Raw genomic sequence first — 16,703 nt, forward strand, 5'->3', positions numbered from 1 at the left:
GATTCATTAGAACCCTAGTCTTCCTAATGCACGCGGGTCACGTTGCCAATCTTTTGCAACCTTCACATGAATATCTAGATACACTTTAGTGCCTAATAACGCTTCAATATTTTTACGAGACTCTGCACCAATTTCTCGGAGTCGAGAGCCTCCTTTGCCGATAATAATTGCTTTTTGAGAAGGGCGTTCAACGAAGAGATTGACATGAATATCAACCAATGGGTTATTTTCTGGGCGTCCTTCACGAGCCTGCATTTCTTCAACAGTAACTGCTACTGAGTGAGGCAGTTCATCTCGTACACCTTCAAGTGCAGCTTCACGGATGAGCTCAGCAACGAGGGTGACCTCTGGCTCATCCGTCAATTCACCTTCAGGATATAACGGCGGGGAATCTGGCAAGAAGGTTGAGAAAAGTTCAGCCAGTTGGTCAACCTGATAATCTTGAACAGCCGAAACCGGAATGATTGAAGCCCATCCGCCTTGACCATCAACAACGGGGGTATTAGATTGGAAATCTTGTCCTCGACGACGCGCTTTTTCACGTTGTGCAGCAGGGCCAGTATCCTTACGGAACGGAAGCTCCTCAGCCATATTTTTCTTGCGAGAGGACTGCGTACGTCGCTGAGCACGCTGCGCGCGTTGAGCACGTTCTGCGCTCATGACCTCTTCACCTAAGGCCTGAACCGCGAGTAGATGCTCGGCAAGCTCTGCCGAAGAAACTTTATCCGCTTTAGTCACAATAGCTACGATTGGTTTATGCCCTGCAGCTGCAATTTGAGAAGCGATATAACGGTCGCCAGGGCCAATTTTTTCATCAGCAGGAATACAGAACCCAATAACATCAACTTCAGAAAGCGTCTGAGCAACCATATCGTTCAAACGCTCACCTAAAAGAGTGCGGGGACGATGTAGCCCCGGTGTGTCAACGAGAATTAACTGAAAATTATCCTTATGAACTATTCCACGAATCGTGTGACGAGTCGTCTGCGGACGGTTCGACGTAATAGCAATTTTTTGGCCTACAAGCGCATTTGTCAACGTAGACTTACCAGCGTTTGGACGCCCAACAAGAACCGCGAAACCTGCAGAAAAATCTTCCGGAAAAGTGGAAAGCTCCACACAAACTCCCTTAATCAATGAATATAACTATTCTTTATACTCTACCGTGATAAAAGGCAAGCAGCACCTAACTACTCCTGTGCCCTCCCTCTAAATCTGCTTGAGAACTACTTGAAGCACTATCTGCTATCTCTTCTGCCTCTTTGTGATTGACAGACCATACCAATAGAGTGCCAATCTGATTACGGCGACCACGAACGCCAATAGCGCGGATACCAATACCGCTGACCACAACACTGCTACCAATAATAGGAACCTTACCAAGATGCTTCGATAACAAGCCTCCGGCAGTATCTACCTCTTCATCATCAAGTTCAATGTTGAAGAGCTCCCCTAGCTCTTCAACGCTAAGACGAGAGCTAATTTTGAACGTTCCATCTAATTCAGCTTTTACCTCGGGCGTTTCTTGGTCATATTCGTCAGAAATATCACCAACAAGCTCTTCAATCAGGTCCTCAAGAGTAACCAATCCAGCAGTACCACCATACTCATCAACAACGATAGCTACATGCGTAGATTCTCGTTGCATCTGACGTAACAAGTCCATGACTCGTTTAGATTCTGGCTCAAACCGAGCAGGACGTAAAAGTGAAGCAACCGTATGAGTAGAAGATTCGCCTTGCCCTGTTACCGCAGCCTCAACCACGTCTTTGAGATAAAGGAAACCTTGAATATCATCAAAATCTTCACCTAAAACAGGCATTCGAGAATATCCAGAACGCAAGAAAAGATTGATGGCATTTTCTAAAGTCTCATCAATATCCATGGTGACCATATCTGTGCGCGGGACCATCACCGAACGAATACGCGTCTCATCCAACTCAAAAATAGAGTGAACCATCTGTGCTTCTTCGTTTTCAATGGTTGATTGAGTACTAGCTCGATCAACGAACTTTTTCAATTCATCTTCGGTGAAATATCCTGCACGAGTTGGTTCATTCTCAGAATCTTTATGACGTTGAATCACCGAACCTGGTAAAGGCCCCAATACGAAACGTAAGAAATACACCACTGGATAAAAACGGCGAACATACAATTCAGGGTGTGTACGTCCTGACTTCTGTGGCGCCACGGTAAAGAAGAAATAACTGACCGCAGACATCACGAGACCTGTTAGTAGCGCACTAATCCATACAGTATTCCACAGTAATTGCAATACTGTAAATGCTGCTACTACCGCAAATGTTTCAAAAATGCCACGCCACAGTCGAACCGAAAAAATATAAGGATCAAGAAAATCAGCAATCGCAGCGAGTTTATTGGTTCCCCGCTCTTTACTGAGATGCTCCATCTCTGTTGAAGGAAGATACGTAAAAGCAGTTTCTACAGCGCGTAGCACATATGCACAGCCAATAAAAAATATCAGTAAAACAGGAAGAAGAAAGAAAGCCATAAGTTTAATACCGTGTTTCTACAGGTGCAGGACGTCCTAAGAATGCTTCGAGAATGGAACGCTGAAGAGCGAACATCTCTGCTTCCTCTTCAGCATTTGCGTGGTCATAGCCAAGACAATGCAAAATCCCATGTACTGTCAACAGGCACATCTCATCGATAGTGCTATGCCCCGCTTGTTGACCCTGACGAGCAGCTACTGTAGGGCACAAAACAATATCGCCTAAAATACCAATGGTGGGGTTCTCTGGTGTCCCAACGCTGAGCTCATCCATGGGGAAAGACATGACATCTGTTGGTCCGGGAAGATCCATCCATTCAAGATGGATACGTTCCATCTCTGCTTCACCTACAACAGCTATAGAAAGTTCTGTGTCTTCTGAAATGTGCAGATGCTCAAAAGTGTGGTGCACTAAATTTGTAATCGTCTGCTGGTCAAAGGAAGCAAAGGATTCTCTCGTCCACTCGTCAGCAGAATCCTCAAGAGACTCAATATCAAAATCAATAGGCATTAGCTGTCCTTCTCTGCTTCAAAACCAGTTTTCTCTAGCAACTTTTCTGCAGCTGCTTCAATTGTCTGACGTTTAACCTTGCGTTGACGTTTACGTTCCATAGCAGTTTTGTCTTCGTCCCAGCGGTTATAGGCAGAAACAATATCAGAGACTAAAGCATGACGTACAACGTCTGTCGCATCAAGAATTGAGAAACTAATATCATCGATGCCTTCAAGGATTTGACGTATCTGACGTAATCCGGAGGCCTGACCATGAGGCAAATCAACCTGAGTAATATCGCCCGTAACCACAATTTTTGACCCAAATCCTAGACGTGTAAGAAACATCTTCATCTGCTCAACAGTAGTATTTTGGGCTTCATCTAAGATGATGAAAGCATCGTTCAGCGTACGCCCACGCATATAGGCTAAGGGGGCAACCTCAATAGTTCCAGCTTCCATAAGTCGTGGAATAGACTCAGGGTCTAACATATCGTGTAATGCATCATAAAGAGGGCGAAGATATGGGTCAATTTTATCGTTGAGAGATCCTGGCAAGAAACCTAGCCTCTCGCCTGCTTCAACAGCGGGGCGTGTCAAGATGATGCGGTTAACTTCTTTAGCCTGTAAAGCTTGAACAGCTTTAGCCATTGCCAGATAAGTTTTTCCGGTACCAGCAGGGCCGATACCAAAAATAACGGTATTATCGTCGATAGAATCTACGTATTTCTTCTGGTTAATGGTTTTCGGACGAATACTTTTGCCACGTGAGCTAAGGATATTTTGAGACATGGCAACAGCAGGACTTGCTAATTCAGCCGAAAGCATCCCAATGATTCGTGAAATAACCTCAGTCGTAATCGGAATAGATTGCTTACTGAGATGGCACAACTCCCCTAACAGCCGAATAACGGTCGTTACGAGTTCAGAATTTCCAGTAATGAGTAAATCTAAGTTTTTGGGTTGGATTGTAATTCCTGGGAATTTATCTTCTAATAACGTCAAAAAACTATCTGAAGGGCCTAACACTGAGACCATCTCATGATCAGAAGAGAAAGAAAAAGTACGTACAACAGATAAAGGACGATCTTGATGGGGATGTATTGCGGTGATAGGGTTCTCTTGCACTAGTGCTCCTTAAACTCCACTGGTCAATAGTCTATCGGGATGCTGGTCTTCTGCGGAGTATGAAGCCAACGAAAATACTTCTTCCCTATACGAAAAAAAATTAGAAGTGGGCTTCTACCATATTTGCGAAATCGTATTAATAACGCACAGTGCGGCACTTCCTGCGGTAGAAGATCGTAATACGTGTTCGCCTAAGAGACAGACTGCGGCTCCAGCTTTTTCAAATGCCTCAAGCTCCTGCTCAGATATACCACCTTCTGGGCCAACAACAAGATAAATACGTTGAGGTAAACTCTCTAGCTCCGAGATGTGCTGGGTCAATAGGCGTGTTCCTTGCTCATGCAAGATAATAACCATAGCACCGTGCGTAACCTCTTGTGCGATACGTTCAGCTAAATCGTGTGAAGATACAAGATTTTCGACCTGAGGTATCCAGCTACGTCGTGCCTGCTTTGCCGCAGCACGGACGGTGTTATTCCATTTCGTGTGAGCTTTTACTGCTCGTTCTTTTTTCCAACGAACGATAGAGCGGTCAGCGCTCCAAGGAATGACTCCCCAAATACCTAATTCAGTGGCGGTCTCTATCGCCAATATGTCTCTATCCTGTTTAGCTAACGCTTGAACAAGAATAATTTCGGTTGATGGTTCTTCGTGCAAAATAGTGTTTACACGAACTTCTAACCCATCCTCAAGATATGAGAATACTTCTGCTTCGGCTCGTGTACCTTTACCGTCAGCAAGGTCTATGGCCTCACCTATCTCTAAACGTTTCACGACTTTAGCATGATGCCCCTCTACCCCCTGCACAGCGATAAGCTGCCCTGAAGTTACTGACTGAAGTTCATCAGAGGAAACATAGAAAATAGGTGAGGTCACAGAATATCCTTTATACTTTTTAACGGTCGAAACGTTCTTTGAAACGTGAGAAGAAACCGTGCTTCTCACGTACTGTTTCACTAATTTTGAGGTCTTCTTGACGGCTCTGAGCAAATTGTTGAAGCATTTCGCGTTGCTCTTCAGTCAAATTCGTCGGTGTTTTGACCTGGACATGAACTTTGAGCGAACCTCGATCTGCTCGATCAAAATGAGTCACTCCTAATCCTTTAAGCGTGACAACATCTCCAGATTGAGTACCAGCTTTAATGCTTACGGTTTGTGGACCATCAAAAGTTTCTAAAGTGACTTCTGTACCTAGGGCAGCTGCCGACATACTAATAGCGATGGTGGCATGTAAATCATCATCTTCACGTGTGAAAGTATCGTGTTGATTGACGCGAAGATCCACATAGAGGTCTCCTGCTGGTCCGCCTGCTGTACCGGCCTCACCATAACCGGCTAGACGCATACGCGCGCCGGAAGAAACACCAGCCGGAATTTTAATGGTGATGGGCTTCCGTTCTCGGACTCGTCCTTCGCCGTAACATTCTGGGCAGGGGCTTTGAATAACAGTGCCGAAAGTATTACAAGATGGGCACGCGACAGGCTGTACTACAGTTCCAAGGATAGATTGAACTTGTCGTTGCATATATCCTTGTCCACGGCAGGTGTCACAGGTGACAGGGGCTGTTCCTTCAGCGCAACCGTCACCATCACATTTTTCGCAGGTTACTGCGGTATCAACGGTAATAGGTTTTTCTGCACCAAATACGGCATCTTCAAGGCTGATACGAACCGTAATGCGAGCGTCTTGACCCTGACGTGTTCGGCTTGTAGGGCCCTGTTGCGGTTGGTTAAAGAAGGTCTCAAAAATATCCGAGAATCCGCCAAAACCTCCGAAGTTTGCGCCTCCGAATCCGCCTTGTGCCTGTCCGTTTTCGTTGCCGGTCTGGTCGTAAATACGTCGTTTATCAGGGTCAGAGAGAACATCGTGGGCATGTGATACGCGTTTGAACTCTTCAGCTGCTTCTGCCGAGGGGTTAATATCGGGGTGAAGCTGACGAGCTTTCTTACGGTATGCCTTTTTGATTTCTTCGGGGCTTGCATCAGGGGAAACACCTAATGTTTCATAGTGACTGCTCACTCACATCATCCTTATCGTGTGTTGCTATGTGTTGAAAGTATTTTGTAGAAATTCTAGTCGTTGAGAACTAACTACCCAAAATTTTTGAAAGATATTTTGCTACGGCTCGCACTGCGGCTGTACTTCCTGCATAATCCATTCTGGTTGGGCCAACAACCCCAAGCTTAGCGGTACAACTAGGCGAACTATATACAGAAGTAACGATAGACGTTTCGCTCAGAGGGGCCGCACTATTTTCTGTGCCAATACGGACAGCGTATCCTCGTGGGTCTTGAGCCATCTCAGCTAGTAAATGCAGCATCGTTACTTGTTCTTCTAGAGCTTCTAAGATGGGTGCGATGCTGGTGCTGAAATCTTCTGTTGATTGCGCCAGATACGAAGTTCCAGCAATAAGAAGTTTCGAGGTATCTTTGGGTGAAAGCAGCTGGCCTAACGCATCAAGAACCCCGTTCTCTAGGCTATGAGGAACATCACGAGAGGAAGGTAATGAAGCTAAGAGGGAACGTGCAACCTGATATTTCTGTTGCTGACATTTTTCGATGAGTCGAATTCGAAGCAGCTCAAGCTCTTCTTCCCTATACCGTTCAACTTGCGCTAGTCGTTGGGTGAGCTGCCCAGAGTTGCTAATCAACATTACCGTTACATGATGTTCTCCAACAGGTATTAGCTCAATATGTCGAACAACATTCTCTGGTGCAGAGGGGTACTGAAGAATCGCAACCTGCTGAGTTAGCTGCGACAGTATTTTAACTGTCTGTGCAAGTATTTCATCAACACTGTCATAAGAGTCTAAAAGACGGTGAATCGCACGTTTCTGCGCAGTCGAAAGAGGACGAGGATTAGAAAGCTCATCCACGAAGAAACGATACCCTTTTTCTGTGGGGATACGTCCCGCGCTCGAATGCGGTGCTGAGATGAGTCCCTGCTCTTCAAGGATAGACATATCGTTACGAACCGTAGCGCTAGAAACGCCTAAATGATGGCGTTCGATGAGCGCTTTAGACCCCACCGGTTCGCGGAAACTGATATAGTCCTCAACGATTGCTTGGAGGATCTTATGCTGACGAGATTGCGTCACGGAACCTACCTTGAACTAGAGAGAAATTAGCACTACTGCACTTTAAGTGCCAATGTAACTGTAGTACTGAAACCTATTAAAACCCTAGCGCGTACGCTCAGGGCTAATGGAATAAAATACTTACTATGGAAAATTACTATGCGTGGGGTGCTCAAGAACTCAACCAACTACACCAAAGAAGCCAACCAGAGATACAAGAAGTTCATCTGGTTCAAGGAATGCTCCTTGAAGACGTTCATAGTGGTTGGGTTGGGATTGCTAAAACGTATGAGCGTATCGGCGCTGAAGGTATGGTGGGATTAGAAGACGCTCGAGGGAAAATTAAAACTTTTCCCTTAGGATTTGGCTTTCTTCTTGAAGGAACTCCTGTCAAAGTGCTACCGCCACGGGCACATGCCACTCGTTCTGTTCCTAAAATTAGTCGCTCTGGATCTATTGCCGTAGAGAATGTGCCGGCACAAGTTGCCCGCGCCTCACGTATCTGGGTCGAAGGTATCCACGATGCAGAACTGGTTGAAAAAGTATGGGGGCATGACCTACGAGTTGAAGGTATTGTGGTAGAACCTCTACACGGTATTGACGACTTGCCTGATGTTGTTCGTGAGTTTTGCCCTGCACCACACCGACGATTAGGTGTTCTTGTTGACCATCTAGTAGAAGGTTCTAAAGAAAGCCGCATTGTGGCTCAGGCGTTACAGATACCTGGTGCTAGGAACAACGTGCAGATTGTTGGACATCCTTTTGTCGATATTTGGCAGGCTGTACGCCCTCAACGACTAGGAATAAAAAAATGGCCAGTTATTCCTCGTGAAGAAGAATGGAAAAAAGGTGTACTCAAAAGGCTAGGATTGCCCTGCACGAGTCAAGAAGATGTTGCTCAGGCATGGAAAAAGATTCTAGGACGAGTGAACTCTTATCAAGATTTAGAACCTACTCTGTTAGCTCCGGTTGAACAATTAATCGATTTTCTGATGGAATCACCTGAGTAAAGGTTTAGCTGTGCCAAAGGTCTCGACTAAAGTGAAGAAAAAGATCACAAAAGTTCTTCTACATTGAACACATCAGACCTAGAATGGATTGTAATCTTTTATCTCGTAATCATTTAGCCTGTCTCGCAACTTTTAGAAGAGTGAGTGTTTTTTGAAAACTGTTGTATCCCCTGACTCTAAGTTTGAGGGTTCATCCACACCTATGAACAAGTTAACGGTCCAACAGGATCGCAACATCGCAACCCTCGCCCACTTTGGAGGCGTCATTGGTTGCATCCCCTCGGGTATTATTCTTTACCTCTACCGAGGACGCGGACCTTTCGCCGAACAAGAAGCTCGTGAAGCATTTAATTTCACCCTCTTGCCCTCTATCGTCATCGTGTTTTCGGTACTTTTTGCTGGAACACCTAAAATTGGTTGGCTATTTGGCCTCATCGCAGCATTGACGTGGACGTATCTTGCGTTCATGTCTTTACGTGCTGGAATTAAAGTCAACCGATCTAACCCCTACCAATACAAATTCAATACTTTTCTCTTTGAACGTATCGTCTCACTGACAGAGAAGAAAAAATAATCCTGTCAAAAATCAACTGTGGGTGGTGTGCATCGCTTATAAGCGATGCACACCACCCACAGTTTTATCAGAACACCTCGAAAGCAAAAAAATTATTCTGGAAGCAGTTCTCTGGTGACTGCATCGCCTAATAAACGCCCCTGAAGAGTCAGCCCCACAACACCGCGTTTAAGCTGCTCATCGTCAATAAGTCCCTGATTTTGCAGCCACTGAAGCTTCCGGTTGAGAATTTCAGTACCATGAACTTTGGATAACGTCTCATAGGGAATACCATCAACAGTACGGAGCTCCAACATCACCTTTTCAAAAAACTGCGTCTTTTGATCAAGAATTTCACGAGCTGCTGCCGGTGAATCTCCGTGCCGAAGACGATGCGCGTAGGTTACGGGATGTTTAACATTCCACCAGCGTGTACCAGCAATATGAGAATGTGCACCAGGGCCAATTCCCCACCAATCTTGGTTACGCCAATACGAATAGTTATGAGTACTCCGATAGCGTGGTGCCTTTGCATAATTAGAGACCTCATACCAGTGGTATCCGGCCTCTGTGAGTAGTTCTTCTGCCAAAAGATACATATCTGCCATCAGGTCTTCATCTGGCATATGATACTTGCCTCGACGAATCTGAGCAGCAAGTTTTGTGCCATCTTCAACAATGAGCGAATACGCAGAAATATGGTCAGGCTCGTAACTAATTGCAGCTTCTACAGAACGTCTCCACTGTTCGAGCGTCTCACCAGGAGAACCATAAATCAAATCAACAGAAGTCTGTAATCCCTCGTGAGAAGCCCACGAAACAACTTTCGGAACATTCTCTGGCGTATGAGTTCGTTCAAGAACCGAAAGAACTTCAGGGACAACTGACTGCATCCCAATAGAAACACGCGTAAACCCGCCTGAAGCAAGCACCGCGAAATCTTTTTCTGATACAGAATCCGGATTAGCCTCAGTCGTAACCTCAGCCTCCGGAGATAAACCAAAAAGTTCGACAGCGTGACGTAATATTTTCACTAAATCTGCTACTGGTAATTTTGTGGGTGTCCCTCCCCCAAAAAATACCGTATTCATCGGACGTTCCGGAACCCCTGAACCTGTTAAGACCCGCTGAGCAAAGTCTAACTCTGCTATAGCATCGTTTGCATACGTAGCTAAACCGACACCTTGCCCAAAATCTTCGGTAGCGTAGGTGTTAAAGTCACAATAGCCACATCGGATAGAACAAAAAGGTACGTGAACGTACAGACTGAACTCTTGATGCTTACTAGCTGCAACAGATTCGGCGGGTATCATTCCACCACTAGGAGCAGGAATACCTAAAGGTTGCGCCGGAGGGGTCACTTCTTAGACTTGTCCTTAGCTTCTTCAGTTGAGGATAGAGCCGCAATGAACGCTTCCTGTGGGACCTCTACCCTGCCGACCATCTTCATACGTTTCTTACCCTCTTTTTGCTTCTCCAAAAGCTTACGTTTACGAGAAATATCGCCACCATAGCATTTGGAGAGAACATCTTTACGGATAGCACGAATGTTCTCACGAGCAATAATACGAGAACCAATCGCGGCTTGAATAGGTACCTCAAATTGTTGACGAGGAATCAGTGTTCGTAGTTTTCCTGTCATCATCACACCATAAGAATAAGCCTTATCTCGGTGCGTGATAGCAGAGAACGCATCTACTTTCTCACCTTGTAAGAGAATATCGACCTTCACCAAATCAGCTTCTTCTTCCCCGTCAAATTTCCAGTCGAGGGACGCATAACCACGGGTACGTGATTTGAGCTGATCAAAGAAATCAAAAACAATTTCTGCAAGAGGAATACGGTACCGTAGCTCAACACGATCTTGAGATAGGTAGTCCATCCCACCCATGATGCCACGTCGTGATTGGCAAAGCTCCATGATTGCACCGATAAACTCGCTGGGAGCAATAATCGTACAAGCAACCATAGGTTCCTTAATCAGCGCTACTTTTCCTTCGGGAAATTCGCTGGGGTTTGTCACCCGTCGAGAAGTTCCGGATTCATCAACTACATCGTAGATAACGTTAGGCGCGGTAGAGATGAGGTCTAGATTAAACTCTCGTTCGAGGCGTTCACGCACAATTTCAAGGTGTAGAAGACCTAAGAATCCGCAACGGAAGCCAAAGCCCAACGCGGCGGAGGTTTCTGGCTCATAAACTAATGCCGCATCGTTGAGCTTGAGCTTATCAAGAGCATCTCGAAGCGCCGGATAGTCAGAACCATCAATAGGGAACAGCCCCGAAAAAACCATCGGTTTGGGGTCTTCATATCCTCCAAGAGAGTCTTCAGCTGGATGGTGAGAGGACGTAACGGTATCACCGACGCGAGACTGGCGTACATCTTTCACACCGGTAATAAGATACCCGACCTCTCCGACTCCAAGACCTTTCGACGGGATAGGCTCTGGAGAAATAACACCAATTTCTAATAGGTCGTGTTCTGCGCCGGTAGACATCATTTTAATTTTTTGACGAGGGCTTAGCTTTCCGTCAACTACGCGAACATAGGTGACGACTCCTCGATAAGAATCGTAAACCGAATCAAAAATCATGGCGCGTGCTGGTGCCTCAGCGGAGCCTTGAGGGGCAGGAATCAGCTCAACAATGCGGTCAAGAAGTTCTTCAACGCCTTCTCCCGTCTTACCAGAGACTCGTAAAACATCTTCTGGTTCAACTCCAATAAGATTTGCTAGCTCTTCAGCGTATTTATCAGGCATAGCAGCTGGCAAATCAATTTTGTTGAGAACTGGAATAATTGTTAGTTCGTTTTCCATCGCTAGATATAGGTTAGCGAGTGTCTGCGCTTCAATTCCTTGAGCGGCGTCGACAAGCAGTAATGCACCTTCGCATGCTGCCAGAGAGCGAGATACCTCATAGGTGAAGTCAACGTGACCGGGGGTGTCAATCATGTTCAAAGCGTAGGCCGTGCCATCAACTTCCCATGGCATGCGAACGGCCTGTGACTTGATGGTGATTCCCCGTTCGCGTTCAATGTCCATGCGGTCAAGGTACTGTGCTTTCATATCGCGCGGTGTAACAACGCCGGTTGCTTGAAGCATGCGGTCAGCCAACGTAGATTTCCCGTGATCAATATGAGCAATAATGCAGAAATTACGAATAATTTCTGGTGATGTTGCCGCGGGAACGGGAGCATTGGCAGCTAGAGGTGACACGTAGGGCATTCCTTTCAGCCGCAGAAACCTGCGAATAATATGATCATCAAATATCTAGTTTCCCATGTTTTCTGTTTTTCTGCTGTCTAAGACGTGATAAACACTGAAGATAATGGCGGTAATCTCAATAACAAGCAGACAACGATGGTCAAAACAGTTATGTTAAGGGAATGAAGTTTAATATTTCAACGGTGCGCCGTATCATTAGTCTTGCTCAAAGAGCCTACCGAGAATTCCAGAAAATTCAGCAAGGACCAGCAGATTCTGCACCTCGTCGAAGCTCTGGTAGCGACACAACCCGTCGTGAAGATTTTGCGGCTCGATACCCCGGTGATTATCGTGGCCCTGTACATTTTGAATATTCTCCCCACCTTGACGGAGAGCCAGACCCCGGTGAAGTGGTGTGGACGTGGGTGCCTTATGAAGAAGACCACACTCGAGGAAAAGACCGCCCCGTCATTCTCATTGGAAGAGATGGACAATACTTATTAGCTTTGATGCTAACAAGTAAAGACCATACCAACTCAACTCATCGAGATCGAAACTATATGGACATCGGCTCAGGGTCTTGGGATAAAAGCGGACGTGCCTCTGAAGTGAAGCTCGATAGAATTATTCGAGTAAGCCCAGCAGATATGCGTCGAGAGGGTGCAGTGATGGATAAAACCACTTTTAATCGCATTCATCAAGCATTGGCCCATCGTAGTGCGTGAGAGGATTCTCAAACAACACGGTAAATGTGGGGAATAACTCTACTGACTCTGCCATAAGTTTCTGCTAGAGTTTCCTATGTGTGTCCGATGGTCATCGGGCACTGCTGATCGGTTGCCATAGGCATCCCCACGCCGCTCAGTCGATGATCGATCAGCGTAGCCCTCACCGACCAATTAGACAAAAAAGAAAGTTTTAATCGTGGCTAATATTAAGTCCCAGAAAAAGCGCATCCTCACCAACGAGAAGGCTCGCCTTCGTAACAACGCTTACAAGTCTGAGCTAAAGACCGCTATCCGCAAGGTTAACGAAGCTGTTGAGGCGCAGAACGTAGAAGAAGCAACTGCTGCACTTCGTTTTGCAAGCCGCAAACTGGACAAGGCTGTTTCTAAGGGCGTTCTTCACAAAAAGACCGCTGCTAACAAGAAATCAGGTCTTGCTGTACGAGTAAATAAGCTTTCCTAATTTCACTTATCGTTCTCGGACGGTAATTGTCTATTAGTGAAGTGATGAGTAGTCCCCGGTAAGTTAACTTACCGGGGACTACTCATATCCAAAGACTATACCGGAGTCGTTATGAACGACTCATCGTAAGAATTGCCTTTTCAAGCGCAAATAAGGGGTCGGTACTCTCCCCTTTAAGCTGGGCATCAACTTCTGCTAAGACACGAAAAATTTCCGCCAAATCTTGCTCCGAAAAACGTCGCGAATCACGTTGAGCCTGCTCAACCTGCCACGGAGCCATCTTGAGTTCTGCCGCTAACGCTGCAGCATTCCCACGACTTCCATAGACTCTAGCAATATGACGCATACGAGCAGCTAAAGCCCCGACAAGAGGTATAGGATCGACACCGGTTGCTAAGGCATGACGTAAAAGCCTCAACGCTAACCGACTATTACCAGAGACCACAGCGTCAGAAACTTTAAAAGCTGTTACCTCTGTTCTTCCCCCATAATACTTATGAACAAGTTCTTCAGTAACAACATCAGGAGCGTCGCTCATTAGCTGAGAACAGGCAGAAGCTAACTCTGCTGTATCAGCACCAGTAGCCGCTACCAGAAGCTGAACTGCTTTAGCCTCAATAGTTTTTCGATGATCTTTAAACTCCTGAGAGACAAACTCTAACTTCTCACGGTCTGTCTTGAGAGGTTTACACTCCACCAGAGGAAAAGACTCCGATGCACGGAAAAAATCAACTAATTTCTTCCCCCTGCTGTTCGAAGCATTATGAGACAACACCATTGCTATATGAGTCTCAGGACGTTGAAGATAATCCATCACATCATGAAGAAAGTCCTCGCTCATCGAAGAAAGCTGATCGACCTCAATAATTTTTGAAGTACTAAACAATGACGGACTAGCAGCTGCAGCGAGTTCCCCTCGCCGATAGTCCTTTGCCGAAATCTCTACTCGATCAGCATCTGGATAATGCTTCATAAACTGCGCACGAATCCGTGTCTTTGCACGCGAAATAAAATATTCTTCACTACCCCATAACAACGTTGCTGGCGCTACCTGAGCTGACCGCCACGATACTGCAGAATTAGTAGAAGATGAACGAGTCTTCCTCGCCATAAAATGTGCCTTTCAACGTGACCAAAAGATAAAACTTATTTTCTCACAGAAGTACCTGAAGACTTTTCTTTAAACAACATCACAAAGAACGAAATAAAGGTTAGAAGCATAACAGCTCCTAGCGTAATTATCACGCTCAACATACCAGAGGGAACTTCAAGAGAACTAAACGGCAAGCTGGTAATACCCCGTGCAATCAACACTAATACATGAGCAGGGAACCAACCTATCTGTAGCAGCATATCAACAACCCAAAACCATCGACATAACCAACAACATAAGACTAATAACCCCACGACACTTAACGGAAGAACACAGATACTGGCAAACATATTTGCAAGAACCGTATATGGTGTAATTTTTTGCGTCAAAAGAACAAGCAACGGCGCACACCATAATGAAGCTGCTAAAGGAATCGCCAAAAGTTCAGACAACCATAAAGGAAGATGCCACGACAAGATATTAACCAGAATAGGTGCAAAGACGATGAGTGCACTAGATGAGATAACAGAAAGAGAAAACCCCACACTGATTGATAGCTCAGGAGCATACACTAAAAGAACGATGACGCTCAACGACAAAAGATGCAACGAATACTTCATACTCCCCCGCAATACGGTATATGCCCCAAGTACACCCATAACCCATGCCCTGAGTACCGAATCTTCCCAACCTACTACGGCAGCATAAAAGAACGTCGCCATAGAAGCAACGAAAATACTATAAGAACGCACAAACCTAAAATACGTTAAAAATCGATAAAATAGCACAAAAATAAACGCAATATTTGCCCCTGAAACAGCAGTTAAATGTGTTAACCCAGCAACTCGAAACTCTCGACGATTCTGTGCGGGAAGCTGACTATCATCCCCATAACCCAATCCCAAAATTAAAGATCCCTCTGCTGGGCCGACTCTAGACGAGGCATAATGTGAAAGTCTCTCCTGAGATTCCTTAAGGAAAGAAGAGCTACCTTTCGATAACGGGTACACCTTAACCGAACTTAACTGAAATTGCGGTATGGAATTTTCTGGAACACCAATAACCTTTACAAACGTCCCCTCCTCAAACCTCTTTGAGGAGAAGAAGGTCATAGGAAGATTCAAAGATTTAACGTGCTTTAACGAAGGATGAAAAACTTTCTCCGCATGGAGGTACACCACATAACGGTGTGAAGCTATCTGGGAAGAACGCTGAACACTTCCCCAAAAACGTGCAGAACTCCCCTCAAGCTGCTCAAGAACATGAACCGAACGTGTAATATCTCTGGAAGATAGGTTTAGTCCCTGACAACAAACAACCAAAAACACACTAGATAAAGTCAAACATATAGAGAAGAACACCCTAAAACGCTGTGGACCTAAAAAGAAGCCCCATACAAGAGAACACAACACACCTCCACCGACAACAAGAACATTATTCGATAATCCAAACCCTGCATAAGTCATCAACGTATAAACCCATATGAAAAATGCAGCTAAAACTAATCGAAAATCATGGTACGAAGAAACCACACGAATACGAGATATCATCACTAAACTCGTACCAAAGGCCGAAGACGTTCAAGAAGTGCCGGTCCGATACCTGAAACACTTTCTAATTCAGTAACATCACGAAAACCTCCATGAGCCTGCCGAAACTCAATAATTTTTTGTGCCGTGGCTGGACCAACTCGAGGAAGAGTCTCTAACTCCTCAGCAGAGGCTGTATTAATATTCACTAGAGACGATGAAATACCATCAACTTGACGATGAGACGTCGACGTCTCTGAGAACATATCGCTACTCTGCCCCTGAAAAAGAACACGTATCTGCTGCCCATCAGAGACTTTCGACGCCAAATTAATAGAATCTGAATTCGCGTCTTCTACCAACCCCTGAGCTGCTGAAATAGCATCAGCCACACGACTCTGGTCAGGAAGTTCATAGAGCCCCGGAGACTTCACCGCACCCACGACATGAACCCACACCGAGGAAACTGAAAGCGCAGAAGGACTACTTTCCGAAAGCTCTTCTACCGAAAAATCGGTTGGATGGGACGAAACTTCTTTTTCTGGAAACAATACCTCATCAGATGAGGACGAAAAGAACACCCAAGCACCAAGAACCGCCAAGACAATAACTAAAACAACGACGATGCTCCAAGGAACTTTCCACCTTAAAACTTGCTGACCATAATGTTCGTGAGCGTCGATATCAGGCTCGCCCAGCTCCTCGTACAGGCTTATAGAACGTTCCCCACCATCAATATGACGGGCACGATAAAGCCGATGCATAGGGGCAGATTCTGACGAACATGAATCAACCTCAGCGTATGAGTTTCGAAACGACGAACCAGAAAAACTTTTCATAGAACTGAGTTTAAAAAATCACACATCAGACCGCTGACTTGATAGAAAAATGTGGATAACACTCCAGAAATATCTATCTA

The 16,703-nt window shown here is 45.5% G+C and carries 16 protein-coding genes; 4 read left to right on the forward strand and 12 right to left on the reverse strand.

Annotated elements, in window-relative coordinates:
• Positions 1 to 6: 6 nt before the first annotated feature.
• From ACN084_RS08070 to hrcA, 7 genes are all read right to left on the reverse strand, one after another.
• A complete protein-coding gene (locus ACN084_RS08070) occupies positions 7 to 1,119 on the reverse strand; it encodes a GTPase Era (protein ID WP_419106513.1) in 1,113 nt (370 codons plus the stop codon).
• A gap of 67 nt (positions 1,120 to 1,186) precedes the next feature.
• A complete protein-coding gene (locus tag ACN084_RS08075; RefSeq protein ID WP_419106514.1) occupies positions 1,187 to 2,512 on the reverse strand; it encodes a hemolysin family protein in 1,326 nt (441 codons plus the stop codon).
• A 4-nt stretch (positions 2,513 to 2,516) separates the two neighbouring features.
• The gene (gene ybeY, locus ACN084_RS08080; protein WP_419101696.1) at positions 2,517 to 3,023 is read right to left on the reverse strand and encodes an rRNA maturation RNase YbeY; all 507 of its coding nucleotides are present in this window, start codon (positions 3,021 to 3,023) and stop codon (positions 2,517 to 2,519) included.
• Complete coding sequence (locus ACN084_RS08085; RefSeq protein ID WP_419101938.1) at positions 3,023 to 4,042, reverse strand: PhoH family protein; 1,020 nt, start codon at positions 4,040 to 4,042, stop codon at positions 3,023 to 3,025. The genes ybeY and ACN084_RS08085 overlap by 1 nt, the downstream gene beginning before the upstream one ends.
• 204 nt (positions 4,043 to 4,246) lie before the next feature.
• Positions 4,247 to 5,008, reverse strand: coding sequence for a 16S rRNA (uracil(1498)-N(3))-methyltransferase (locus ACN084_RS08090; protein ID WP_419106515.1), 762 nt, complete (start codon positions 5,006 to 5,008; stop codon positions 4,247 to 4,249).
• A 19-nt stretch (positions 5,009 to 5,027) separates the two neighbouring features.
• Positions 5,028 to 6,152: a molecular chaperone DnaJ gene (dnaJ, locus tag ACN084_RS08095; protein ID WP_419106516.1), complete on the reverse strand. Its 1,125-nt coding sequence runs from the start codon at positions 6,150 to 6,152 to the stop codon at positions 5,028 to 5,030.
• A 67-nt stretch (positions 6,153 to 6,219) separates the two neighbouring features.
• Positions 6,220 to 7,230, reverse strand: a complete 1,011-nt coding sequence (gene hrcA, locus ACN084_RS08100) for a heat-inducible transcriptional repressor HrcA (RefSeq protein WP_419106517.1) — start codon at positions 7,228 to 7,230, stop codon at positions 6,220 to 6,222.
• 125 nt (positions 7,231 to 7,355) lie between these two features.
• Between hrcA and ACN084_RS08105 the strand changes: the two genes are divergently transcribed.
• Positions 7,356 to 8,219, forward strand: coding sequence for a DUF3097 family protein (locus ACN084_RS08105; protein ID WP_419106518.1), 864 nt, complete (start codon positions 7,356 to 7,358; stop codon positions 8,217 to 8,219).
• Positions 8,220 to 8,421: 202 nt separating this feature from the next.
• Entirely contained in the window at positions 8,422 to 8,793 is a 372-nt protein-coding gene (locus ACN084_RS08110) for a DUF4870 domain-containing protein (RefSeq protein WP_419101691.1), read from the forward strand.
• 92 nt (positions 8,794 to 8,885) lie between these two features.
• Here ACN084_RS08110 and hemW read toward each other — a convergent pair whose 3' ends face one another.
• Positions 8,886 to 10,085, reverse strand: coding sequence for a radical SAM family heme chaperone HemW (gene hemW / locus ACN084_RS08115; protein ID WP_419106536.1), 1,200 nt, complete (start codon positions 10,083 to 10,085; stop codon positions 8,886 to 8,888).
• Between the two features lie 44 nt (positions 10,086 to 10,129).
• Entirely contained in the window at positions 10,130 to 11,986 is a 1,857-nt protein-coding gene (lepA, locus tag ACN084_RS08120; RefSeq protein WP_419101690.1) for a translation elongation factor 4, read from the reverse strand.
• A gap of 170 nt (positions 11,987 to 12,156) precedes the next feature.
• Between lepA and ACN084_RS08125 the strand changes: the two genes are divergently transcribed.
• Together ACN084_RS08125 and rpsT are read left to right on the forward strand one after the other, a co-directional pair.
• A complete protein-coding gene (locus ACN084_RS08125; RefSeq protein WP_419106519.1) occupies positions 12,157 to 12,699 on the forward strand; it encodes a type II toxin-antitoxin system PemK/MazF family toxin in 543 nt (180 codons plus the stop codon).
• A gap of 199 nt (positions 12,700 to 12,898) precedes the next feature.
• Positions 12,899 to 13,162: a 30S ribosomal protein S20 gene (gene rpsT, locus ACN084_RS08130; RefSeq protein WP_419101688.1), complete on the forward strand. Its 264-nt coding sequence runs from the start codon at positions 12,899 to 12,901 to the stop codon at positions 13,160 to 13,162.
• Between the two features lie 109 nt (positions 13,163 to 13,271).
• Here the strand turns inward: rpsT and holA are convergent, their stop codons facing one another.
• The 3 genes from holA to ACN084_RS08145 form a co-directional block, all read right to left on the reverse strand.
• Positions 13,272 to 14,273, reverse strand: a complete 1,002-nt coding sequence (holA, locus tag ACN084_RS08135; RefSeq protein WP_419101687.1) for a DNA polymerase III subunit delta — start codon at positions 14,271 to 14,273, stop codon at positions 13,272 to 13,274.
• Positions 14,274 to 14,308: 35 nt separating this feature from the next.
• On the reverse strand, positions 14,309 to 15,721 hold the full coding sequence (locus ACN084_RS08140) for a ComEC/Rec2 family competence protein (RefSeq protein ID WP_419106520.1): 1,413 nt from the start codon (positions 15,719 to 15,721) through the stop codon (positions 14,309 to 14,311).
• Between the two features lie 86 nt (positions 15,722 to 15,807).
• Positions 15,808 to 16,548, reverse strand: coding sequence for a helix-hairpin-helix domain-containing protein (locus tag ACN084_RS08145; protein WP_419106521.1), 741 nt, complete (start codon positions 16,546 to 16,548; stop codon positions 15,808 to 15,810).
• Positions 16,549 to 16,703: the final 155 nt, after the last annotated feature.

It is taken from the genome of Rothia sp. P7208 (assembly GCF_048512915.1).
Classification (GTDB): Bacteria; Actinomycetota; Actinomycetes; order Actinomycetales; family Micrococcaceae; genus Rothia.

Excerpts from the sequence above, each read along its gene's own strand:
- holA (WP_419101687.1), bottom strand. The coding sequence starts at position 14,273 with ATGGCGAGGAAGACTCGTTCATCTTCTACTAATTCTGCAGTATCGTGG.
- ACN084_RS08085 (WP_419101938.1), bottom strand. The coding sequence starts at position 4,042 with ATGGTCTCAGTGTTAGGCCCTTCAGATAGTTTTTTGACGTTATTAGAA.
- ACN084_RS08125 (WP_419106519.1), top strand. The coding sequence starts at position 12,157 with ATGAAGTTTAATATTTCAACGGTGCGCCGTATCATTAGTCTTGCTCAA.
- ACN084_RS08105 (WP_419106518.1), top strand. The coding sequence starts at position 7,356 with ATGGAAAATTACTATGCGTGGGGTGCTCAAGAACTCAACCAACTACAC.
- ACN084_RS08075 (WP_419106514.1), bottom strand. The coding sequence starts at position 2,512 with ATGGCTTTCTTTCTTCTTCCTGTTTTACTGATATTTTTTATTGGCTGT.
- ACN084_RS08140 (WP_419106520.1), bottom strand. The coding sequence starts at position 15,721 with ATGACTTATGCAGGGTTTGGATTATCGAATAATGTTCTTGTTGTCGGT.
- ybeY (WP_419101696.1), bottom strand. The coding sequence starts at position 3,023 with ATGCCTATTGATTTTGATATTGAGTCTCTTGAGGATTCTGCTGACGAG.
- ACN084_RS08110 (WP_419101691.1), top strand. The coding sequence starts at position 8,422 with ATGAACAAGTTAACGGTCCAACAGGATCGCAACATCGCAACCCTCGCC.
- hemW (WP_419106536.1), bottom strand. The coding sequence starts at position 10,085 with ATGATACCCGCCGAATCTGTTGCAGCTAGTAAGCATCAAGAGTTCAGT.
- ACN084_RS08145 (WP_419106521.1), bottom strand. The coding sequence starts at position 16,548 with ATGCATCGGCTTTATCGTGCCCGTCATATTGATGGTGGGGAACGTTCT.